General features: G+C 66.2%; 17 protein-coding genes. 11 read left to right on the plus strand and 6 right to left on the minus strand.

What is annotated here, in order from left to right; genetic code table 11:
• Positions 1 to 81: 81 nt before the first annotated feature.
• Positions 82 to 1,161: a ferrochelatase gene (gene hemH / locus G3T14_RS00820; protein WP_163639116.1), complete on the minus strand. Its 1,080-nt coding sequence runs from the start codon at positions 1,159 to 1,161 to the stop codon at positions 82 to 84.
• Between the two features lie 113 nt (positions 1,162 to 1,274).
• Between hemH and G3T14_RS00825 the strand changes: the two genes are divergently transcribed.
• The 4 genes from G3T14_RS00825 to G3T14_RS00840 all read left to right on the plus strand — a co-directional run bounded on the left by G3T14_RS00825 (position 1,275) and on the right by G3T14_RS00840 (position 5,144).
• A complete protein-coding gene (locus G3T14_RS00825) occupies positions 1,275 to 2,228 on the plus strand; it encodes a class I SAM-dependent methyltransferase (RefSeq protein WP_163639117.1) in 954 nt (317 codons plus the stop codon).
• 143 nt (positions 2,229 to 2,371) lie between these two features.
• On the plus strand, positions 2,372 to 3,904 hold the full coding sequence (locus tag G3T14_RS00830; RefSeq protein WP_163639118.1) for a bifunctional UDP-sugar hydrolase/5'-nucleotidase: 1,533 nt from the start codon (positions 2,372 to 2,374) through the stop codon (positions 3,902 to 3,904).
• The gene (locus G3T14_RS00835) at positions 3,904 to 4,602 is read left to right on the plus strand and encodes a uracil-DNA glycosylase (protein WP_163639119.1); all 699 of its coding nucleotides are present in this window, start codon (positions 3,904 to 3,906) and stop codon (positions 4,600 to 4,602) included. The genes G3T14_RS00830 and G3T14_RS00835 overlap by 1 nt, the downstream gene beginning before the upstream one ends.
• A 146-nt stretch (positions 4,603 to 4,748) precedes the next feature.
• On the plus strand, positions 4,749 to 5,144 hold the full coding sequence (locus G3T14_RS00840) for a hypothetical protein (RefSeq protein ID WP_163639300.1): 396 nt from the start codon (positions 4,749 to 4,751) through the stop codon (positions 5,142 to 5,144).
• Positions 5,145 to 5,169: 25 nt separating this feature from the next.
• On the opposite strand, the gene G3T14_RS00845 is transcribed toward G3T14_RS00840, so the two are convergent.
• From G3T14_RS00845 to G3T14_RS00865, 5 genes are all read right to left on the minus strand, one after another.
• Positions 5,170 to 6,891 (minus strand): HWE histidine kinase domain-containing protein, encoded by a 1,722-nt coding sequence (locus G3T14_RS00845; protein ID WP_163639302.1) that lies wholly within the window; start codon positions 6,889 to 6,891, stop codon positions 5,170 to 5,172.
• A gap of 229 nt (positions 6,892 to 7,120) precedes the next feature.
• Positions 7,121 to 7,819 (minus strand): tRNA (guanosine(46)-N7)-methyltransferase TrmB, encoded by a 699-nt coding sequence (gene trmB, locus G3T14_RS00850; RefSeq protein WP_348645190.1) that lies wholly within the window; start codon positions 7,817 to 7,819, stop codon positions 7,121 to 7,123.
• A gap of 94 nt (positions 7,820 to 7,913) precedes the next feature.
• Positions 7,914 to 9,092 carry a methionine adenosyltransferase gene (gene metK / locus G3T14_RS00855; RefSeq protein WP_163639121.1) on the minus strand — a complete coding sequence of 393 codons (1,179 nt, stop codon included), beginning with the start codon at positions 9,090 to 9,092 and terminating at the stop codon, positions 7,914 to 7,916.
• A gap of 143 nt (positions 9,093 to 9,235) precedes the next feature.
• A complete protein-coding gene (locus tag G3T14_RS00860; protein ID WP_163639122.1) occupies positions 9,236 to 9,646 on the minus strand; it encodes a helix-turn-helix transcriptional regulator in 411 nt (136 codons plus the stop codon).
• A gap of 123 nt (positions 9,647 to 9,769) precedes the next feature.
• Positions 9,770 to 10,024: a hypothetical protein gene (locus G3T14_RS00865; RefSeq protein ID WP_163639123.1), complete on the minus strand. Its 255-nt coding sequence runs from the start codon at positions 10,022 to 10,024 to the stop codon at positions 9,770 to 9,772.
• Between the two features lie 677 nt (positions 10,025 to 10,701).
• On the opposite strand from G3T14_RS00865, the gene G3T14_RS00870 reads away from it, so the two are divergent.
• The 7 genes from G3T14_RS00870 to G3T14_RS00900 all read left to right on the plus strand — a co-directional run bounded on the left by G3T14_RS00870 (position 10,702) and on the right by G3T14_RS00900 (position 21,693).
• Positions 10,702 to 11,463, plus strand: a complete 762-nt coding sequence (locus tag G3T14_RS00870; protein WP_348645180.1) for a DNA-binding protein — start codon at positions 10,702 to 10,704, stop codon at positions 11,461 to 11,463.
• 5 nt (positions 11,464 to 11,468) lie between these two features.
• Entirely contained in the window at positions 11,469 to 12,977 is a 1,509-nt protein-coding gene (locus tag G3T14_RS00875) for a M48 family metalloprotease (RefSeq protein WP_163639124.1), read from the plus strand.
• A gap of 443 nt (positions 12,978 to 13,420) precedes the next feature.
• Entirely contained in the window at positions 13,421 to 17,287 is a 3,867-nt protein-coding gene (locus G3T14_RS00880) for a rhamnan synthesis F family protein (protein WP_163639125.1), read from the plus strand.
• Positions 17,288 to 17,652: 365 nt separating this feature from the next.
• Complete coding sequence (locus tag G3T14_RS00885) at positions 17,653 to 18,921, plus strand: ATP-binding protein (protein WP_163639126.1); 1,269 nt, start codon at positions 17,653 to 17,655, stop codon at positions 18,919 to 18,921.
• A gap of 18 nt (positions 18,922 to 18,939) precedes the next feature.
• Complete coding sequence (locus tag G3T14_RS00890; protein ID WP_163639127.1) at positions 18,940 to 19,317, plus strand: response regulator; 378 nt, start codon at positions 18,940 to 18,942, stop codon at positions 19,315 to 19,317.
• A 19-nt stretch (positions 19,318 to 19,336) separates the two neighbouring features.
• A complete protein-coding gene (locus tag G3T14_RS00895; RefSeq protein ID WP_204262528.1) occupies positions 19,337 to 20,107 on the plus strand; it encodes a DJ-1/PfpI family protein in 771 nt (256 codons plus the stop codon).
• Positions 20,108 to 20,208: 101 nt separating this feature from the next.
• A complete protein-coding gene (locus G3T14_RS00900) occupies positions 20,209 to 21,693 on the plus strand; it encodes an amino acid permease (RefSeq protein WP_163639128.1) in 1,485 nt (494 codons plus the stop codon).

Here is a 21,693-nt window from a genome sequence, read left to right on the forward strand (position 1 = left end):
GGTCTAGTAGCAACCGGACCTGCGCTTGGCGACCGGCTTGTTCTTCAGGACCGGCTTCTCGGGGACCGGCGGGTTCGACGACTACACCCAGCCCTGCAATTCGCGCCGGACCACGGTCTCGATCACCTTGATCCCGAGTTCGCCGTCGTTGAGACACGGAATGTAGGCGAAATGCTCGCCACCATTGTCCTCGAAATAGTGGCGATTCTCACCGTCGAGTTCTTCCAGCGTCTCGAGGCAATCGGCGGAGAAGCCGGGCGCCACGATCGCCATGCGCTTGACGCCGCTTTTGGCCAGATTCTGCACGGTCTCGTCGGTGTAGGGGCGCAGCCACTCCTCGTTGCCGAAGCGCGATTGGAAGGTGGTGCGCATCTTGTCCGTCGAGAAGCCAAGGGCCTCGCGGATCAGACGGCCGGTCTTCACGCACTGGCAATGGTACGGGTCGCCCTTGAGGAGGTAGCTCTTCGGCACCCCGTGGAACGAGGTCAGGATCACCTCGGGCTCGAAGTCGAGCTTGGCCAGCCCCGCGCGGATCGAGGTCGCCACCGCATCGATATAGACCGGGTCGTCGTGATAGGGCGCCGAGACCCGCAGGGTCGGCTGCCAGCGCATCTGCATCAGCGCCTTGAACGCCTGGTCGCAGGCCGTGGCCGAGGTCGCCGCCGCGTATTGCGGATAGAGCGGCACCAGCAGGATCCTGTCGCAGCCCTGGTCGAGCAGCGCCTGGATGCGCCCCGCCATCTCCGGCTTGCCGTAGCGCATGGCCCAGTCGACCACCACCGCATCGCCCATCGCCGCCTGCAGGCCCTCGGCCTGACCGCGGGTGATGGTCTTGAGCGGCCCCTCGTTGCGCTCGTTGTTCCACACGCTGGCGTAGTCGCGGCCCTTCGGCCCCGGGCGTTTGGTCAGGATGATGAGGTTGAGCAGCGGCCACCAGATCAGCCGGGGCACCTCGATGACCCGGCGGTCGGAGAGAAACTCCTTGAGGTAGCGGCGCATCGGCCAGTAGCTCGTGCCCTCCGGCGTGCCGAGATTGGTCAGGAGCACACCGACGCGGCCCCAGCGCACGGGCGGATGCTCGGCGGGCAGCGGAGGATCGATCGGTTTGGTCTGGAGCGGCATGCTGTCCTGCAGGGACGTCGGTGCGACGCGTTCGGTCATCGGGTGTCCGTCTGTTCGGGCGCTTGCCCGTCGGGCGGTGAGGTTGTCTGGATCGGCATATCTATCTAGAGCAGGCAACCTGCCAGCGATGGTCCGATGGATAAGGGCGCGACATGCCGTCTCCCCGGTACTTCTTCAACCACTTCATGCCGTTCACCGGCTATCCCTATACGGGTGCCCCGACCGCCTGCAATCTCTGCGGATCGGCCGAGACGGTGACGGTTGCGGAAACCGACCGCCGGTTGAAGACGCTGAAATCCATCGCCTGCGCCCAGTGCGGCCTGATCCGCACCGACCCGATGCCGACCCCGGCCGAACTGGCGGATTACTACGCCACCGCCTACCGCGCCGATTACCAGCTCGCCTTCGCGGGCGGCCCGCCGCGCCACCACCTCAACCGTTCCGCCCGCGAGGCGGCTTTCCGGGCGACACTGTTGGCGCCCAAGCTGAAGCCGGGCGCACGCGTGCTCGATTTCGGCTCGGGCTCGGGCGAATTCCTCGCGGCGGCGCGGGGCCTCGGCTGCGAGGCCATCGGCGTCGAGCCCGGGCGCGACTACGCCACCTACGCCCGCACCCAGCACGGCGTCGAGGTGCTCGACGATGCCGATGACGGGCGTTTTCCCGCCGACCATTTCGATGTCATCACCACCCACCACGTCATGGAGCACCTGCGCGATCCGGCCGACGTGATGGAGCGTCTGTCGCGCTGGCTGAAGCCCGATGGGGTGCTGTACGCGGCGGTGCCCAACATGGCCGCCACCGGCAAGCCGCCGCACGAGCGCTTCCACTTCGCCCATGTCCACGGCTTCGTGCGCGAGACCTTCGACCTCACGGCCCGCCGCGCCGGCCTCGTGCCCCACCCCGATTACTGGCGCGAGGACACCACGGTGGTCTACGCCAAGACCAATGCGCCGATCGGTGCACTCGCCTCGCCGGGTCTCGCCGCGCGCCTCGCGGTGGACCTCAAGCCGATGCCGGCGGGTGCTTATCTGGCGTCGGGCGCCTGGCTCTGGCCGATGGTCCGCCGCAACGCCAAGGCCGTGCGCGACACGTTCGCGGCGCGCTGAGACTGCGAATCGTCGCGACGCCGTCCCGTCGGCCGGGTTTGCGCGCCGCAAAAACCGCATGCCCCATGCAACGATGTTGCATCGCCTTCACGCGGGCGCTCTATGGCTCCGGTGAGAGACCGCCGCCGTAGAGACCTCGCCGCATGCCGCGCCCCAATCGCCGCCAGACCCTGGGCCTCGGGCTCGGCGCCGGGCTCAGTGCCGGATGGCCCGTCACAAACGCTGCCGCCACCGAGACCGTGGCGCCCGAGCCGACCTTCACCCTGCTCCTGGTCAACGACGTCTACCGGATGTCGGAGGTGGACGGTCGCGGTGGCTTTGCCCGGCTGAATGCCATCGTGAAGGCGGAGCGGGCGCGCGGCGTGCCGCTGCTTTATGCGCATGCGGGCGACACGCTCTCGCCCTCGCTGATGTCGGGCTTCGATCGCGGCGCGCACATCATCGAACTTCTCAACATCGCGCCCCCGGACGTGTTCGTCCCGGGCAACCACGAATTCGATTTCGGTCCGACGATCTTCGCCCAGCGCATGGGCGAGGCGAACTTTCCGATGTTCGCGGCCAACCTGAGGGAGGCCGATGGTCGGCCGCTGCGGGGCCTGCGCGACCAGACCACGCTGACGCTCGGTGGCATCCGCGTCGGCGTGGTCGGCATCGCCCTCGCGAGCACGCCGGAAAAGTCCCAATCCGGCGACCTGCGCTTTTCGGCCGAGATCGAGACATTGACCCGGGAGGCGCTGGCTCTCCGCGCCGAGGGCGCGGACCTCGTGGTCGGAATCTGCCACACCGATCGCGCCACCGACGACGCCATCGTCGCGGCGCGCTGCGTCGACATCCTCCTGTCCGGGCACGACCACGATCTCGTCCTGCGCTACGACGGACAGACTGTGATGGTGGAATCGAGCTTCGACGCCCATTACGTCACCGCCATCGACGTCACCGCGACGGTGACCGGTTCGGGCAAGGCGCGCCGCGTCGATTGGCGCCCGAGCTTTCGCGTCCACGATTCCGCTGCCGTCACCCCGGACCCCGAAACCCTCGCGGTGGTGCACCGGATGGAAGCCGCCCTGTCGCACGAGCTCGACGTGCCGGTGGGCGTGACCCGCGAGCCCCTCGACAGCCGGATCGCCTCCGTGCGTGTCCGAGAGGCCAGTTTCGGCAATCTCGTCGCCGACGCCTTGCGGGCGGCCACCCAGGCCGATCTCGCGATCACCAATGGCGGGGGCATCCGCGGCAATCAGCTTTATCCGGCCGGCACGGTGCTGACGCGACGCGACATCCTCACCGAACTTCCCTTCGGCAATACCACCGTGCTGGTGGCGCTCGCCGGGGCGCAGATCCGGGCTCTCCTGGAAGGCGCGTTCGCCGATCTGGGGCATCCGGCCGGCCGCTTCCCGCAGGTTTCGGGCCTCGTCGTCACCGTGGATCCCGCCGCCCCCGTCGGCGCCAGGATCGTGTCCCTGACCATCGACGGCGCGGCGCTCGAGGCGGACAAATCCTACACCGTCGCCTCGAACAACTTCCTCTATGCGGGCGGCAACGGCTACGGCATCCTCGCCCAAGGGCGTACCCTCATCGGTGCGACGGATGGCAAGCTCGTCGCCAACGAGGTGATGGCCTACATCCGCGCCAATGCCCCGGTCGCCGTCGCGTCCGAGGGCCGCATCCTGGTCCGCTGATGACACCTGTTTCCGACGCGCTTTGCGACTTCATCGGGTCCGGTTCGCCCTGGGCCGCCCTGCCGTTCTTCACCGACGGCACGGCGCGCGCGGTGGCGGCCAGGGTCGATGCCCGCATCGCCGAAGGGGCCACCGTCCTGCCCGCCCCCGGCGCCGTCTTCCGGGCCCTCACCCTCACCCCGCTGCCCGCGGTGAAGGCGGTGATCCTCGGGCAGGACCCCTACCCGAAGCCGGGTGATGCCAACGGCCTCGCCTTCTCCTATGTCGGCCCCCGCCGCCTGCCGGCGTCCCTGAAAGTCATTCTTTCGGAACTGGCCGAACCCGGTTCCATCCCGCCCAGACCGGCCAGCGGTGACCTGACCGCATGGGCGCGCCAGGGCGTGCTCCTGCTCAACGCCGCCCTGACCGTCGAGGCCGGCACGTCCGGCGCGCATCTCCGCTACGGCTGGTCCGCCCTCACCGACCAGGCTGTGGCGGCGGTCTCGCGCAATCCGCAACCCACCGTGTTCCTGCTCTGGGGTGCCCAGGCGCGGGCGCGGGCCGCCCTCGTCGACACCAGCCGCCATTGCGTCATCGAGACCGGCCATCCCTCGCCCCTCAACCGGCAGCGTGATTTTGCCGGCTCACGACCCTTCCACCGGGCCAATGCCTGGCTCGTCGAGCAGGGTCGCGCACCGATCGACTGGACGCTCGCATAAGCCGCACGCGGAGTCCCTTGGTGGCGGAGAGGGATCGGCCTATCTCGGTCGTGGTTTTTAAGCGGGCCCTAAGAGTCTGCACCATCGAGGAAACGCCGCCCATGTTCTTACGCCATGTTCTCTCACCTCATGTTCTCGCACGTCCGATGCTCGCGCTCGGTCTCGCCATTGCCCTGCCCGTGGCCGCCCAGGCCCAGATCCGCAACGCGCCCGCTCCGCGCGCCCTCGAATTCGCCGCCTACATCTTCTCGGCCGCCAATGTCTGCGGCTACCGCATCGGCGTCGAGCAGTTCGAGGCGCTCCTGGAGAAGCAGAACGTGAAGGCCGCCGACGTCAGCCCGCGTGGGCCTTTCGGCGGCAAGGTCCAGACCATTTTCGCGTTGATGTCGAACCAGATGCAGCTCAACCGTGAACAGGCCTGCCTCGCGGTGGCCGGCGAGTACGGCCCTGAGGGCAATGTCGCCAAGAACGTCCTGCTGCCGGCCGCCCCCGCCGGAGCGCCCGACGCCGCACCGGCCGAGCCCGCCAAGCCGGCTCAGTAGCCGACCCCGTTCCAGGGCTTTCGGATCACGCTAGCGGATTCAAGGCGTCGTTGCGTTCGGGCAACGGCGCCAGCATCGTCAGGCGAAAACCGTCGGGCGCGTAGGTCATCGCCACCTCCGCCCGAACCTGTGCCGTCAGCACGCGCTGCAGCAGGCGCGAACCGAATCCCTGGCGCGTCGGCGGATGGACCACCGGACCACGACTCTCGACCCAGGCGAAGCGCAGGGTGCCGGCCGGGCCGCCTGGTTCGAGGCTCCAGGTGATCGCCACCCGGCCCTCCGGGGTGGACAGGGCCCCGTACTTGGCCGCGTTGGTGGTGAGCTCGTGGATCGCCATGCCGATGGGCACCGCGATCTCCGAGGACATGTCCACGGGGGGACCCTCGAGCTGGATGCGGGCGTCGGTGTCCTCCTCCAGGGCACCGTCCGCGTAGGGCTTCAGTTCGTTGGCGAGCAGGGTGCGCAGGGAGGCGGTCTGCCAGGTATCCTCGGTGAGCACCGAATGGGTGTGGGCGAGGGACATGATCCGCCCGACGAAAGCCTCGTAGAAGCTCTCGATGCTCGAGGCGGTGCGCGCGGTGGAGCCGACGATCGCCTGGACCGTGGCGAGCGTGTTCTTGACCCGGTGGTGCAACTCCCGGATCAGCAGGGTCTGGCGCTCCTCGGCGACCCGGCGCTCGGTCACGTCGGCGACCACCCCGATGAGCCGGCGCGGCAGCCGGTTGGTGGCGTCGCGCTCGAACCGGCCGGCCAGATCGATGGTGCGCCAGGCGCCGTCGCTCTTGCGGCGGATGCGCCCGGTGGCCTGGAGGGTGGTGTCCTCCTTGAGGGCGGTGAGGATGGCCGACCGGAAGCCCGCGCGGTCGTCAGGATGCACCACGTTCTCGAGGAACTCGCGCTTGCCGACGGCGCCGTCGCTCGCTTCGCGCCCGAAGATCGCGAACATCCGTTCGTTCTCCCAGATCGCGTGATCGTCGAGCATGTGCCACTCGAAGATGCCGAGCGCGGCGAGCGAGGTGGCGATGCGCAGCCGCTGCTCACCGTCGCGCAGAGCGTTGCGGGCCTGGACGCGGGTGGTGACGTCCTGGATCACGCCGACGACCCCGGTCGGTCGCCCGGCGCTTGCGGCGATCACCTGACCGCGCACGCCGATGCTGATCTCGACCCCGTCGACGGCGCGGCGCAGGCGACATTCCAGAGAGAGGGGCCGGCCATCGAGGACGGTGGCCCGGACCTGAGCCCGGATCCGTACCGCCTCGGCGGGGTCCAGCAGCTTCTTCAACGAGGCCCAGGTGACGGCGGCGCCGAGCGGATAACCGAGGATATGGGCGGTGCGGCGCGACAGCGTGACGAGGCCCTTGGCGAAGTCGAGTCGCCATTCGCCGAGGCCCGCTGCGGTGAGCGCGGCGCGGTTCTCCTCCGCGCGCACCAACTCGTCCGCGTCGACGGCGTCGACGACCAGGGTCTGGAGCGCCTTGCCGCGCGTCCCGTCAGAGACCCGGACCCGAACGTCGATGCGGCTGCCATCGGCCCGCTGCCAGCGGCGGATGCCGGCGGGGACGGAGTTCGCCCCTTCCCCGACCACGGACAGCGAGCGGCCCGCAAGCGACCCGGCTGCATGCCCGAGGAGAGCGCAGAGAAACGGGTTGGCGTCGCGAATCAGATCGGTGGCGACCTCGATGACGACGAGACCGATCTCCGCATCGTGGAACAGGATGCGGTGGAGGTCGCCGCCGGCCGGGTCCATCGTGCCGGCGATCGATGGCTGATCTAACCCGTCGTCCACTCCGCAACCTCGCTCAACGGCGCCGATCCCGGCGCCAGAGGATTTCCGAGCTCCCGCCGGGGCCGGATACAGTCGTACGTTATCAGACGACCGAACCTTGAGTGGAGCAAGGGCGGTACTGGATAGTTCGTTGTGACGACAGGCCGTCCTCTTGACGTCGAAAGTCTCGGCAAGAATCCGATCGTTCGCCTCAAGGGGCGGTGACCCGCCGGAACTCAAGATAGGTCGGGGGACGTCCCGCGACGAGAGCCTTGGCCTCGTAGCGGGTGCCCGGCCAGTCGGACCAGGGATCGGTCCAGGCCGCGGCGGTGTCGGCGGTCCAGGCGAGCGCGGGACAGCGCGCGGCGCGAACCAGGGTCCAGCCGGCGTAATCGTCGATGTCGCTGGCGAAACGGAACACCCCGCCGGGCTTCAGCACGCGGGCGATTTCGCCGAGCGACGCCTCCGAAACGAACCGGCGCTTGCGCTGCCGCCGCTTCGGCCAGGGATCGGGATAGAGCAGATAGACCCGCGCCAGGGAGGCATCCGGCAGCGCGGCGAGCAGTGCCGTGGCGTCCTCGTCCCAGACCCGGACGTTGCGCAGATCCGCCTCGTCCACCGCGCGCAGGAGCTTGACGACGCCATTGACGAAGGGCTCGGCCCCGATGATGCCGATCCGCGGATTGGCCGAGGCCTGGGCCGCGAGGTGTTCGCCGCCGCCGAACCCGATCTCAAGCCAGACCTCGTCCACCGGCGCAGGGAACAGGCCCGGCGGATCGAGCCGCGCGCCCTCGGGCGGCAACGCGACACGCAGAGCCGGCAACAGATCAGCCAGCCGTTGCTCCTGGACCGCGCGCAGGCGCTTGCCCTTGCGCCGGCCGAAGAAGGCGCGGTCCGCGCCCTCCACGATCGTCCCGTCTGCGAGAGTCCCGTCTGCGAGAGTCCCGTCTGGAAGCGTCCCGCCTGGAAGAGGCGGGACCGTGTCCCGCCCCGTCGTCATCGGGTCAGGCCAGGGCCGACTTGAGGCTGTCGGCGAGATCGATGCGCTCCCACGAGAAGCCGCCATCGGCCTCGGGGGGCCGACCGAAATGGCCATAGGCCGAGGTGCGCGCATAGATCGGCTTGTTGAGGCCGAGCTTCGTCCGGATACCGCGCGGCGACAGGTCGATGGCGTCCATCAGGATCGATTCGAGCTTGGCCTCGTCCACGGTGCCGGTGCCGTGCAGGTCGACATAGATCGACAGGGGCTTGGCGACGCCGATGGCGTAGGCGAGCTGGATCGTGGCGCGGCGGGCGAGACCGGCGGCGACGACGTTCTTGGCGAGGTAGCGCGCCGCATAGGCGGCCGAACGGTCGACCTTCGTCGGATCCTTGCCCGAGAAGGCGCCGCCGCCATGGGGGGCCGCACCGCCGTAGGTGTCGACGATGATCTTGCGGCCGGTCAGGCCGGCATCGCCGTCGGGACCGCCGATGACGAACTTGCCCGTGGGGTTCACGTGCCAGACCGTCTCCTCGGAGATCCAGTTCTCCGGCAGAGCCGCGAGGATGTAGGGCTCGACGATGGCGCGCACGTCGGCCGAATCGAGGGTCTCGTCGATGTGCTGGGTGGAGAGCACGATCTGGGTCACGCCGACCGGACGGCCGTTCTCGTAGCGGACGGTGACCTGGCTCTTGGCGTCGGGGCCGAGCTTGGCTGCGTCGCCCTGCTTGGCCTTGCGGGCCTCGGCGAGATCCTTGAGGATCCTGTGTGCGTAGAAGATCGGCGCCGGCATCAGCTCGGGGGTCTCGTCGGCGGCGTAGCCGAACATGATGCCCTGATCGCCCGCGCCCTCGTCCTTATTGCCGGACGAATCCACGCCCTGCGCGATGTCCACGGACTGCGCGTGCAGGTGGATCGCGACGTCGTTGTTCTTCCAATGGAAGCCCGACTGCTCGTAGCCGATGTCTCTGACCGCCTCGCGGGTCAGTTCGGTCAGGTGTTCGAAGGTGACGGAATCCGGTCCGCGCACTTCGCCGGCGATGACGATGCGGTTGGTGGTGGCGAGGGTCTCAACGCCGAGGCGCGCCTCCGGCATGACCGCAAGATACGCGTCGACGACGGTATCGGAGATACGGTCGCAGACCTTGTCCGGATGACCTTCCGAGACCGACTCGCTCGTGAACAGGTAGTTGGAACGTGGCACTGGCGGCCCCCCGGTTTCGGGCACGCCAGTGGAATGTGGCGCTAGACCCGGTCTGCTGAAGCCCGAGTGTTGGCAGCCGTGCCGGATACGGTCAAGACGGAAAAGCGGATAAATTCGTCAAAGAGAACGGATCGGATGATAAATCATCCACCGAGTTTTCGATCCAAGGCATGGATCGCTGCGGCGAGGTCGCGTCGGTGGTTCTCAGGGAAATGCTCGGCCACGTGCCGGGCGACCACGTCGACGAGTCCGTCCCAAGCGGTGCCTGCGACATAGGGCTGCTGCCCGGCATCGGTGAAGCCGTGCGGCTGGACGTCGTCGGTTCGCGCCATGCCGTCGAAGAAGTATTCCACCGGCACGCCGGTCATGCGGCTGAAGGTCTCGAGGTGGATCGCGCTGATCCGATTGGTGCCCTTTTCGTATTTCTGGAGCTGAGCCGCCGACATGCCGAAGCTCTGGGCGACGCGCTTCTGGGTCAGAGACGCTTTCTTACGAAGCTCCGCAATGCGCTGTCCCACATGCACGTCGCGCGCGTCGGTCTTCTGGCCTGCCATCGCGTTCCCATACCTTCCGCCTGCGCCCTTCGCCTGTGCGCCGGGCGTGCGCCCGCCAGAGGCTTGGGCAGAATGGGTAAAGACCGGGTTAACGAGGCGGGCGTGACTCGCCGTGTCGGCCGCTCAATGCACCGTCTCGTCGGAATCCGGGGCGAGGGTCACGGCTTCGGCGAAGGGAAATTCCAGCACCACCTCGCCCTCCGCATCGGTCACGACCAGGACCGCCCCGAGCAGGCGGGACGCCGTCTCGGCCTGCATCGCCGCCTGGGCGGTGTCACGGGCGACATCCCAGGCGTGGTCGGCATCGCGCAGCTCGGTGCCGGTGGGATCGGTGATGGTGTCGGCGCCGATCCGCGTGTGAAAGAAGTAGCGCGGCATGGCATGCAAAGCCTGTTGCGGGGCAAAATCCGACTGCCGGACCTGTCCGACATCGCGATGCGTCCGGCGTCGAACAAACAGTGGCGTCCCCGGCAGGGCTCGAACCTGCGACCCCAGGTTTCATCCCACTTCGGCTTCCGCCGCCGTACCCCGTCAGAGGTCCGTTCGTGGTCTGGACTATCCCTCCACCATGGGCTCCGTGGAGCCGTTAGGTGCCGCCCGTCTAGTCTCTACACCTTCCCGCACGACCCGGAGGGGCGATGCGGGCTTGGCTCGGGATTGGCAGGCCCGCACGAGGCGACCCTTGAGCTTTCCCCGAATTTGAGCGGATCCGCCGCGCGGTTTCCCCTCGCGACGCCCAATTGATCTAGGAAACCTGTGCTCTGTCCAGCTGAGCTACGGAGACTCACCGCGGGTTCCCTAGCATCATCGTGGGAGGCCGCCAACCGCGCTGTGACGATCTTGCCGCAGCCCGGCATGAAGCGCGTCGCGACCGGGCGCTTTCCTTGTCTGAGGCCCCGTCGCCGCGCCACACTGCGTTCTGCCTGATGGCGGGCGGGAGGCGGTTCGTGGACCACGCGCATCGGCAAGTGGCAGAACATCGGCGAGCGGCAGCACGGCGCGCCTGCGTCGGGCCGCTGCGCGTCTTCGCGTGCGCCGGATTCGTTTGCACTGTCGTGCTGGCGTTGGTCTCGGCCGGTTCTCCGACGCTGGCCGCATCCCCCGCCGCGCCACCGGAGTGCAGGACGTCGCTCGCCCGGGACGACGTCCTGGCCGGGGTGGGCGCGCGGGGCGAACTCGTTCTCGCGTCGGGCTCCCGCGCCGTGCTCGACGGCTTGCACTTGCCCGAGGCGCCGGACGCCGCGGCCGGCGCCGGCGCGTGGTTGGAGGGCCATCGCGGACGCACCCTCACCCTCGTCGCCCGCGGCGAAACCGACCGTTGGGGCCGCGCGCATGTGGATGCGACCACCGATCACTCCCTCGATCTTGCCGGTGGGCTCGTCGAGGCCGGCCTCGCCGCCGTCGCTGCCGGCGAGCGCGATGCCCTGTGCCGCCCGGCGCTGCTCGCCGTCGAAGCCGGCGCGCGCGGGGCTGGGCGAGGCGTCTGGAGCGCAACATTGCCGGAGGCCCGCGACGGGGCGGCCCTGCGCGCGCAGATCGGCCGGTTCGTCGTCGCGCACGGGCGCGTCCTCAACGTCGGCGAGCGCCCACGCCGGACCTATCTCAACTTCGCCCGGCGCGGCGAAGATGGGCTCACCGTAACCGTGTCGAAACGCACTTGGCGCCAGTTGCAGGAACGTGGTTTGAGTGCGACCGCGCTCAAGGGCCGGCGGGTCCGCGTGCGCGGTGTGGTTGAATCCTGGCGCGGACCTACCCTCGACATCGCGAGCGCGGACATGATCGAACTTCTGGACGAGGAGCGGGCGCCGCGGCGCTGAACGGCATGAACGGGGGCCCGACACCAGAATCCTGCCCGACCACCCGGCGCCCAACGCGCCGGGCCTTGGCGCGCGCGCTGCCGCTGCTGGCGCCTCTCGTGGCGCTCTCGCTCTCGGGCTGCATCGCCGACCAGACCGGCGGCGTGGTCCAGCCGGCGGTGCTGCGGGTGCCGCCGGAAGCGCCCCGCACCACGGGGCGCGAGCGCACGGCCTCGGATGCCGACCACGCCAAGCTCGTTGCCTCGTTCGGCGGCGAGTACAAGGCGCCCGCAACCCTCAAGCTCCTCACCGAGGTGACGGATCGGCTGGTGTCGGCCACGGAGCGGCCGGAGGAGACCTACGCGGTCACCCTGCTCGATTCTCCGGTGATCAACGCCTTCGCCCTTCCGAACGGCCGGCTTTACGTCACCCGCGGCTTGCTGGCGCTGGCCAGCGACACTTCCGAGATCGCCGCGGTGCTCGCCCACGAGATCGCCCACGTCACCCTGCGGCACGCCACGGCGCGGACCGAGCTGGCCCTGCGCTCGCAGCTGGTGAGCAAGGTGGTCGCCGACGTGCTCAACGACCCGGTCACCGGTGCGCAACTGCAGAGCCAGTCGAAATTCGCCCTCGCCCGATTCTCGCGCGAGCAGGAACTCGAGGCCGACGGCATCGGCGTGCGCACCCTGGCGCGGGCCGGCTACGACCCCTTCGGCGCCGGGCGTTTCCTGCATGCCCTCAACCGCACCACCGCGATGAAGACCGGCACCGGCATGGCGGGCGAGCCCGACATGCTGGCGACTCATCCGGGGACCACCGAGCGCATCACCCTGGTGACCCGCGCCGCGCGGCTGATCGGCGCGCCCGGCCTCGGGGTCGATGAACGGGCCCGGTACCTGGCTGCCATCGACGGGATCGCCTACGGCGACAATCCCGGTGACGGGATCGTGCGCGGGCGCCGCTTTCTGCATCCGGGCCTCGGCATCGCCTTCGAGGTGCCGGACGGTTTCACCATCGAGAACACCCGCAACGCGGTATTGGGGACCACCAACGAGGGCAGCCGCCGGCTGCTGTTCGACCAGGTCGAGAGCCATGACGGCCAGGGCCTCGAAGAGGTCCTCAAGGCGACCTGGAGCGACACCATCGAGGCCGGCTCCATCGAGAACCGCATGATCGGCGGCAACCCGGCGGTTACTGCCCTGTCACGGGGCAAGGACTGGACTTTCCGCCTGGCCGCGATCCGGGTCGGCGAAACCACGTTCCGAATGATCATGGCCGCCAAGGGCGCCACCGACCCCGACGTGCCGTTCCGCCGCTGGACCGAGAGCCTCTCGACGGTGAACCCAGCCGAGACCAAGGCCTTGCGGCCGTTACGGATCCAGGTGGTGACAGCGACCCCGGCCGACACTCTCGACGCGCTGGCGCGGCGCATGCTGACCCCGGACCGGGCGCTGGATCGCTTCTTGGTGCTCAACGGCCTCGAACGCGGCGCGACCCTGCGGGCCGGCCAGGGCTACAAGCTCGTGGTCGAATAGCTCGAAGAGCGGGCTCTCGAAGCCCATCGCTTGAGTCATACGCTGTGCTGGGCCGGGTCAAACGCGGAAGAGCGCTGGGCCTGCGCCAACTTCAATTCTGGTGATTTCGAATGGGCTGCCCGGAGGAGATGCCGGCTGTGGTGGCGGTTTGACGTGGCGGTTTGAGTTTGGCATGCGTTCGGCGACGCCCGTGGCGGCCGCGAGGGGGCTGTGGCCCGATCCTCCCGATCTCGTGGGCCCGACGTCGCTCGATTTTGAAACGCGCAACCGGACCGGGTGAGGCATTCCCGCGTGCGTATATCCAGTTGTGCGCCGTCCAGAGACATAAACTCATGCAACGATGCGCCGGAGCTCTCCATGTCCTATAAACATAATTTTCAGATAACTGATGCTATATACTTATAAATTAGTAAAATTATCTAAATACAGAGCGGAGATTTTTCGTGAAGAATAAAATCTTTGATAAAGCTTCCGATCTGATAAAAAGTATTTATCCCAAAAGAAAATCAGGCGACAAGCGTCTCAACAAGATTCGCGGGTTTATCGATGCGGAATGGTACAGAAATACATACTCCGATATAGATTTTGATCTGATCGAACCGGCAGCGCATTATCTGACCGTCGGAGCGCAACAGGGCCGCTGGCCACATGCACTCTTCGATACGGATTGGTACATTCAGCAAACACCCGAACTCCAAAACAGCACCCTGAATCCGCTTCTCTATTTCCTTGAAAATAGCGATCAAAGTACAAGTGCTCATCCACTCTTTGACGGGAAGTGGTATCTGGAGAAATATCCCGACGTCAGGGTGAGTGGCCAGAAAGCACTGAAACATTACATTCGGCATGGGGCGAAAGAGCGTCGTAGCCCCCACCCGCTCTTCGATGTCGAATCGTATTACTTGCATAATACGGACCAGTATTTCGATAATCCCTTGATGCATTATTTATCGGGACAGGGCACCCATCCACATCCTCTCTTCGATGAGGTCTACTATCGCCAGCAGATTGGCACTCTGGATTTTTACAATACCCCTTTGTTGATGCACTTCGTCGTGCGCGGTGCGGCGGCGGGATACAATCCGAATCCGTTCTTCGATTGCGCCTGGTATATCAGTAATCACGAAAATCTGCAGGAAACCGGTGAGAACCCGCTTGTCCATTTTCTCCGTGCCGGCGTGCAGGAAGGCCGCGATCCGCATCCGCTGTTCGACCTGGATTGGTATCTCTTCGCAAACCCCGATGTCGCGCGCAGGGGCGTCAATCCGCTGCAGCATTTCCTGGCTTCCGGACAGGGGGAGGGTCGGCGGTGCCGTCCGGCAGATGCGACAGATGAAAACTGCGCCGTCCTAGACATTCCCTATGAAATTCGGCGAAGCCCGACCAACCTCAAGAACCGCGACGTCTGCGTCTTTGTTACGTATTCCCGCGATGGGGTGATCGCTCCTCATACGCAGATCTATGTCGAGGCGCTGCAGGCCAACGATGTGGATGTCGTTCTCACGATCGTTACGGATGGTCTCGACAGAGAACTGCCGTCTTTTACAGAGACGGTCGCCGGCCTCGTCGTGCGGATCAATCACGGTTGGGATTTTGCTGCCTGGGCGACCGTTCTATCCGCTATTCCGGAGGTATGGCTTGCCAGATCTCTCATCCTGACGAACGATAGCATCTTCGGCCCCACCGATGCGGATCGCTTCCGAATCCTGATGGACCGGGTGCGCAGCAGTAGCGCCGACGTCATCGCACTCACGGACAGTCATCAGGTGCAACCACACCTGATGAGCTATTTCAGTGTTCTCAAAAACGAAGCATTAAAATCTAAAGTAATTCGTAGTTTTTGGAATAATATACGCAGTATTCGCAATAAACAAACAGTGATAAATCAGTATGAAATAACTTCCCTTTCATTGGTTAACGAGGCTGAACTCAAACACGAGGTCTTTTTTCCGACCAAAAAGCGCTTCGATCGTGCACGGAACCCGACCCTCGAGAACTGGCGCGAACTGCTGGAGAGTGGCTTTCCTTTCCTTAAGGTGCAGCTCCTGAGGGATCGCTTGACCCAATCCGATACGTCGGGTTGGCAGACCCTGATTGCTGGAAATGCGACGTTGCGGACGGCCATCGCCACATACCTCGAAACATCGCGCGGCCAGAGCAAGATTCTCGTCGACAATCGGCCGGTGCCCGGCCCCCGCAAGCGGTTCAAGCGCAGCAAAGGCCTGACGACGTTTTATGGCGCTGTGCAGAGCACGCGACCGACAAAGCGGACCGATCTATGCCTGGAAGTGCCTTTCCGCGCACCCGTCGATTCGGCCGCGTTGCCGGCCAAGGTCGCGGCGCTGGTCCACATTTTCTATCCGGACATGTGTACCGAGATTCGCGTAGCGCTCGCCAACATTCCCACGCAGGCCGACCTGTTCATCTCGACTGATACGGCCGCCAAGAAAGTCGCGATCGAGCAAAGTTTCCTCGGCTTCGCCGGCGATGTCACCGTCACGGTGTTTCCAAATATCGGCCGCGATGTCGCGCCGATGATCGTGGGGTATTCATCCGTCTTCGAGAACTATGACATCTTCCTCCACATTCATTCGAAACAGTCTCCGCACGCTACGCGCTTGGCGGAGTGGCGGCCGTTTCTCATCGATAACCTCCTCGGATCGCCCGAGATCGTCTCCTCTATCCTTGCATTGCTGACGCAGACCGAGGTCGGCATCGTCTTCTCCGATCATTTCGAACCGGTTCGCAGCCTGCTCAACTGGGGCGGGAACTATGATCGCGCGCGGCACCTTCTCGGCCGGGCCGGCATCGACATCAGTAAGGATCTCGTGCTCGACTTTCCGTCGAGTTCCTTTTTCTGGGGCCGGTGCGATGCGATGCGCCCCCTGCTTGATCTTGGACTGGACTGGAAGGACTTCGACCCTGAAGCCGGGCAGGTGGACGGGACTCTCGCCCACGCCATCGAGCGCTCGATCCTGTATCTGGCCGAGTCGCGAGGCTACTCATGGGCGAAGGTCGGGCGGTCGGGTCACGTCTTGGCCAGCCGGCTCGTCCCGGCCTGGAATGCAAAGGACGTCTCGCGGATCCACCAGCGTCTGCTCGGCAATCGCCTGCCGCCACTCGCCGACCGCAGTCTGACATCCGAACTCATTTCAATCAGCACCAAGCCGGATCGGCAGACGACGCGTCCGCGGTTCAACCTGATTATCCCGACGCTCGCGCCAGAGCATATCTTTGGCGGTATCACGACGGCCGTTCGGATCTTCGAGGAAATTTCCGTATCGCTCGGGTCGGATTACGATCTCAGGATCATCTGTCAGTCCCTGCCGCTCGACCTCCATGCGATGATCGGGTTTCCGGAATACAGGCTGGTGCCGATCGGGACGAAGGACGATTATCCAAAAGTGATCGTCGATGTAACCGATCAGGAAAGTGGCGAGCTCAGTATTCGGGAAGGAGATATATTCTTTGCGACCGCTTGGTGGACGGCTGTCGTGGCGTTCGATTTTCAAAAAAAGCAGAAAACCTATTTTGGCCAGGAAAAGCGTGTAATTTACCTCATTCAAGATCACGAACCAGACTTCTATGGCTGGTCGGCGCAGTATGGTCTCGCCCAGCAGACATACAGCCATGGCGCGAATATGATCGCTCTCATCAATTCGGAGGAGCTGTCGTCGTTCATGACCGGCATGTATCAGATCCACGATGCGTACGTGGTCCGCTTCAAACTCAATCCGAAGATCGGCAAGAGTCTGAAGCCGATGCCGCGCGAGCGGATCATCTGCATCTACGGACGGCCTGGTACGCCGCGCAATGCCTTCCCGCTCCTCTGTGCCGGCATCAACCGCTGGCAGCAGAATGATCCCGAGCGTGCCCGCATCTGGCACATCGTGGCGGCGGGAGAAACTTTCTCTTTGGACCTCGCGGGCTCGATCGCGAACCTGTCCGTTGCCGGCAAGCTGACCCTCGATGCCTACGGCGAGCTTCTTTCCAAGGCCTCTGTCGGCATCTCGCTGATGCTGTCCCCGCATCCGAGCTATCCGCCGCTCGAAATGGCCTCGGCCGGACTCCAGACCATTACCAACGGGTTCGCCTCAAAAGATCTTTCGCTGAGAAGTCCGAATGTAATCAGCATTCAGCACGTCACTGCCGATGCGCTCGCAACTGCCCTGGAAGAAGCGGTAGCGCGCGCCGAGGAAGGCATCGGCCAAGTTGTCGGCGGATCTCCGATTGCGGAGTTGCCGTGCCCTATCCCCGATTTTGACGCCGCCACGCTGGCACAGCGAATCCGTGGCATGACTGCGGTCTGATATCGCCACGCTTTCGAACTGGGGTGATGAGGGTAATCACCTTCGTTCGGATGTGGCAGCGGGTAGGGGCCATCGTGAAGATTTCTGGTCGGTGCCGACAAGCCGGTGACGGTGATGCTCCGGGATGGACGGTGGTTTCAGTCAGGGCGTCCGACGCCGTGGAACGCACAAGACCAGCCCCGGCAGCCATCCGGTTGTGGGCAATATCATCGCCCGCAACACATTGATCCGTAACGGGTAAACACCGACCTGTGACCTCGTAGCCATTACCCCGCGGGGCAAAATCCGCCATCCTGGGCGAATCCTTCCGGCGTCCGCCACGACCACCATCGTGGGACGAGACCGGATTCGCGTTGAGACGGCCCATGTTCGATACCCTCGCGAGCTTCCTCGACCGGACGAGTCTTTCGCCCCACGGCATCTGCTTGCTCTGGCGGCCGGAATTGATCTGGACCCATGTGGTCTCGGACTTCGTGATCGCGCTCGCCTACTTCACCATCCCGGCGGCACTGGGCGTCTTCGTCACCCGGCGCCGCGACGTGGTGTTCGGGTGGATGTTCTGGGCGTTCGCACTCTTCATCTTCGCCTGCGGCACCACGCACCTCTTCTCGATCTGGACCCTGTGGGTGCCGGATTATGCGGCCGAGGCCGTGGTGAAAGCGCTCACCGCCCTCGCTTCTCTGGTGACCGCGGTTTTGCTCTGGGTGCTCCTGCCGAAAGCGCTCGCCCTGCCCTCTCCCGAGCAGCTGCGGCAGGCCAATGCCGAACTCGTCGCCCGGGTGGGCGAGCGCGATGCGGCGCTCGCCGCCCTGCGCGAGGTGATCGCCGAGCGCGACAAGGCCGAAGACATGCTGCGCCAGACCCAGAAGATGGAGGCGATCGGCGCGCTGACCGGCGGCGTGGCCCACGATTTCAACAACCTCCTCGGCATCGTCATCGGCAATCTCGATCGGATCGAGCGTACCTTGCCGGATGTGAGCCCGGCACGGCGTTCGGTGCGCAACGCGCTCGCCGGAGCCGAGCGTGCCGCCGCCCTCGTCCAGAAGATGCTCGCCTTCGCCAGGCGCCAGCCGCTGCAGCCGATTCGCCTCGACGCCAACCGGCTGATCGGCGATCTCGGGGAGCTCCTGCACGGGGCCCTGAATGCGCCCGTACCCCCGGTACTGGACCTCGCGCCCGATCTCTGGCCGGTCCGGGTCGATGCCAACCAGCTCGAAAGCGTGCTGCTCAACCTCGCGGTCAACGCCCGGGACGCCATGCCGGGCGGCGGCCGGACCACGATCCGCACGGACAATCTGCCGGCAGCACAAGCCGCCGCGATTCCCGCCCTGTCGGCGATCGACCACGTCGTGGTCAGCGTCGCCGATACCGGCTGCGGCATGGATGCGGAGACGATGGCGCGCGCCTTCGAGCCGTTCTTCACCACCAAGGGCGTGGGCCAGGGCACCGGTCTCGGCTTGAGCCAGGTCTTCGGCTTCGCCAAGCAGTCCGGTGGCCATGCCGAACTCGACAGCCGCCTCGGTCACGGGACCATCGTGCGCCTGTACCTGCCGCGTGATGTGGCGGAACCGGCCCCGGTCGTCGCGACCCCCATTCCCGAGTTGCTCGGCTTGGCCGCCCCGCGCTTCGCCTGATCGGAGATCCCCACCCCGATGAACGCCACGTCCGCTTCGCATATCCTCGTGGTCGAGGACGAGCCGCTGCTGCTGGAAGTCGTCTCCGCCGATCTCGAGGATGCGGGCTTTTCGGTCACGCAGGCCGCCACCGCCGAGATCGCCTTCGCGTTGCTGCTCGGCGGGGCCGCCATCGACCTCCTGTTCACCGATATCCGCCTGCCCGGTGCCATGGATGGCTGGCAGCTCGCCGAAGCCGCCCGGGCGTTACGCCCCGGTCTGCCGATCATCTATGCCACCGGCTTCTCGCAGACCGCGCCCCGTCTCGCCGAGGGCGCCATCTTCTTCACCAAGCCCTATCGGGCCGCAGCGATCATCAAGGCCATCCGCAGCCTGGGCGCCGGCCACGCCGCATGAGGCGAGGGCCGTCCCCAGCATGAACCGTCGGGAATTCACCGCTGCCGCCCTGGCTGCCGGGGCACTCGGCCACTCCGCAGCACCGGTTCGGGCCGCCTCTGCCGATGGGGCGGAACCTGTGCGGATCGCGATGCTGCTCTATCCCGGCATGACCGCCCTCGACGTGGTCGGGCCGCAGGTGCTGCTCGCCGGTATCGCCGGCGACAGCCTCCATCTCGTGGGCGCCGCTGCCGGCCCGGTCACGAGCGACACCGGCCTTCAGATCGTCGCGACCAAAACCTTCGAGACCTGCCCGCACGCGCTCGACGTGCTGTTCGTGCCGGGTGGCGACGGCACGCCCGACCAGATGCGCGACGACGCCACCCTCGCCTTCCTGCGCGACCGGGCCTCCTCCGCCGCCTGGGTCACCAGCGTGTGCACCGGTTCGCTGATCCTCGGCGCCGCCGGCCTGCTCGACGGCTACCGCGCCACCTCGCATTGGTGCGTGCGCGAGACCGTGCTGCCGCTGCTCGGCGCGATCCCGGTGAACGAACGGGTGGTGTTCGACCGCAACCGTGTCACCGCCGCCGGTGTCTCGGCCGGGCTCGATTTCGCCCTGGCGCTCGCAGCCCGCCTGCGGGGGGAGGACGATGCCAGGACGAGCCAGCTCGTGGCGGAATACGCGCCCCAGCCCCCCTTTGCTGCCGGCACGCCGGAGACGGCCGGTCCGGAGATCACCGCCAAGGCGTGCCGAATCCTCGAAGGGCTCGCCACCGGCGCCCTCGCTGCGGCGCAGGCGCGACGGGGCTGAGGCGGGCTCCGGCCGTATGGCTGGTGCGGAACGGGATTTGCGATACCCTTCAACGCAGAGGCGTGGGACGGACGTCCCACGCGCCGACAGTGAGATGATGCATGGCCGGTGGTTTGGCGGACGACCTGATCCGGACGAAGTCGCTGGAGCGGCTCAATTCCGACGCGGAGGGCGGTGAGAACAAGCTCGAACGCACGCTCGGGCCCTGGAGCCTGATCGCGCTCGGCATCGGCGCGGTGATCGGCGCGGGCCTGTTCTCGCTCACCGGCATCGCGGCGGCCGAGCATGCCGGCCCCGCCGTGGTCATCTCGTTCGCCATCGCCTCCATCGCCTGTGCCTTTGCGGGCATGTGCTACAGCGAACTCGCCGGGATGATCCCGGTGGCGGGCTCGGCCTATACCTACGCCTACGCCACCATGGGCGAGTTCGTGGCCTGGATCATCGGCTGGGATCTGGTGCTCGAATACGCGGTGGGGGCGGCCACGGTCTCGGTGAGCTGGTCGAGCTACGTCACCCGGTTCCTGCGCGACAGCCTGGGGCTCAACCTGCCGGCGAGCCTCGTCCATTCCCCGTTCGAGACCTACAAACTCGCCGACGGAACCATGGCGCACGGCCTCGTCAACCTGCCGGCGATCCTCATCATCGTGGCGGCCTCCGCGCTCCTGATGATCGGCATCCGCGAATCGGCCCGCGTCAATGCGGTGATCGTCCTGGTCAAGCTTGCGGTGGTCGCCGTCGTGGTCGGGGTGGGCCTGTTCTACATCAAGGCGCAGAACTACGTGCCGTTCATCCCCGAGAACACCGGCACCTTCGGCGAATACGGCTGGAGTGGGATCATGCGCGGGGCCGGCGTGGTGTTCTTCGCCTATGTGGGCTTCGATGCCGTATCGACGGCGGCCCAGGAAGCGAAGAATCCCCAGCGCAACATGATGATCGGCATTCTGGGCTCGCTCGCCATCTGCACGGTGATCTACATCGCGTTCGCCGGCGTTCTCACCGGCCTGGTGCATTACGACCAGATGAAGGGCGACGCGGCGCCGGTGAATACCGCCATCGCGCAGACGCCGTTCCCGTGGCTGCGCAGCCTCGTGACGCTCGGCGTCATCGCGGGCTTCTCCACCGTGATCCTGGTGCTGCTGCTCGGCCAGAGCCGGGTGTTCTATTCCATGAGCCAGGACCGGCTGCTGCCCGGCTTCTTCTCGAAGATCCATCCGACCTGGAAGACGCCCTACCGCTCGAACCTGTTCTTCATGGTGTTCACCAGCGCGCTCGGCGGCTTCCTGCCGATCAGCCAGCTCGGCCACATGACCAGCATCGGGACGTTGCTGGCGTTCATGCTGGTCTGCACTGGCGTGATCATCCTGCGCCGGACCCAGCCGGACGCGCGGCGCGACTACCGCACCCCGCTGGTGCCCCTGGTGCCGATCCTCGGCATCCTGAGCTGCTTTGCCATGATGGTGTCGCTGGACGGCGAGACCTGGTTGCGCCTGGTGGTCTGGCTCGTCATCGGCCTGGTGATCTACTTCACCTGGAGCCGCCGCCACAGCCGGATCGGCCGCGAGGAAGCGGGACAGCGGGTGGGGTGA

The sequence above is a fragment of the Methylobacterium sp. BTF04 genome, assembly GCF_010692745.1.
Taxonomy (GTDB): domain Bacteria; phylum Pseudomonadota; class Alphaproteobacteria; order Rhizobiales; family Beijerinckiaceae; genus Methylobacterium.

Excerpts from the sequence above, each read along its gene's own strand:
- G3T14_RS00830 (WP_163639118.1), top strand. The coding sequence starts at position 2,372 with ATGCCGCGCCCCAATCGCCGCCAGACCCTGGGCCTCGGGCTCGGCGCC.
- G3T14_RS00860 (WP_163639122.1), bottom strand. The coding sequence starts at position 9,646 with ATGGCAGGCCAGAAGACCGACGCGCGCGACGTGCATGTGGGACAGCGC.
- G3T14_RS00895 (WP_204262528.1), top strand. The coding sequence starts at position 19,337 with ATGAACCGTCGGGAATTCACCGCTGCCGCCCTGGCTGCCGGGGCACTC.
- G3T14_RS00845 (WP_163639302.1), bottom strand. The coding sequence starts at position 6,891 with ATGGACCCGGCCGGCGGCGACCTCCACCGCATCCTGTTCCACGATGCG.
- G3T14_RS00865 (WP_163639123.1), bottom strand. The coding sequence starts at position 10,024 with ATGCCGCGCTACTTCTTTCACACGCGGATCGGCGCCGACACCATCACC.
- G3T14_RS00825 (WP_163639117.1), top strand. The coding sequence starts at position 1,275 with ATGCCGTCTCCCCGGTACTTCTTCAACCACTTCATGCCGTTCACCGGC.
- G3T14_RS00835 (WP_163639119.1), top strand. The coding sequence starts at position 3,904 with ATGACACCTGTTTCCGACGCGCTTTGCGACTTCATCGGGTCCGGTTCG.
- G3T14_RS00900 (WP_163639128.1), top strand. The coding sequence starts at position 20,209 with ATGGCCGGTGGTTTGGCGGACGACCTGATCCGGACGAAGTCGCTGGAG.
- G3T14_RS00840 (WP_163639300.1), top strand. The coding sequence starts at position 4,749 with ATGCTCGCGCTCGGTCTCGCCATTGCCCTGCCCGTGGCCGCCCAGGCC.
- G3T14_RS00875 (WP_163639124.1), top strand. The coding sequence starts at position 11,469 with ATGAACGGGGGCCCGACACCAGAATCCTGCCCGACCACCCGGCGCCCA.
- G3T14_RS00885 (WP_163639126.1), top strand. The coding sequence starts at position 17,653 with ATGTTCGATACCCTCGCGAGCTTCCTCGACCGGACGAGTCTTTCGCCC.
- G3T14_RS00890 (WP_163639127.1), top strand. The coding sequence starts at position 18,940 with ATGAACGCCACGTCCGCTTCGCATATCCTCGTGGTCGAGGACGAGCCG.
- hemH (WP_163639116.1), bottom strand. The coding sequence starts at position 1,161 with ATGACCGAACGCGTCGCACCGACGTCCCTGCAGGACAGCATGCCGCTC.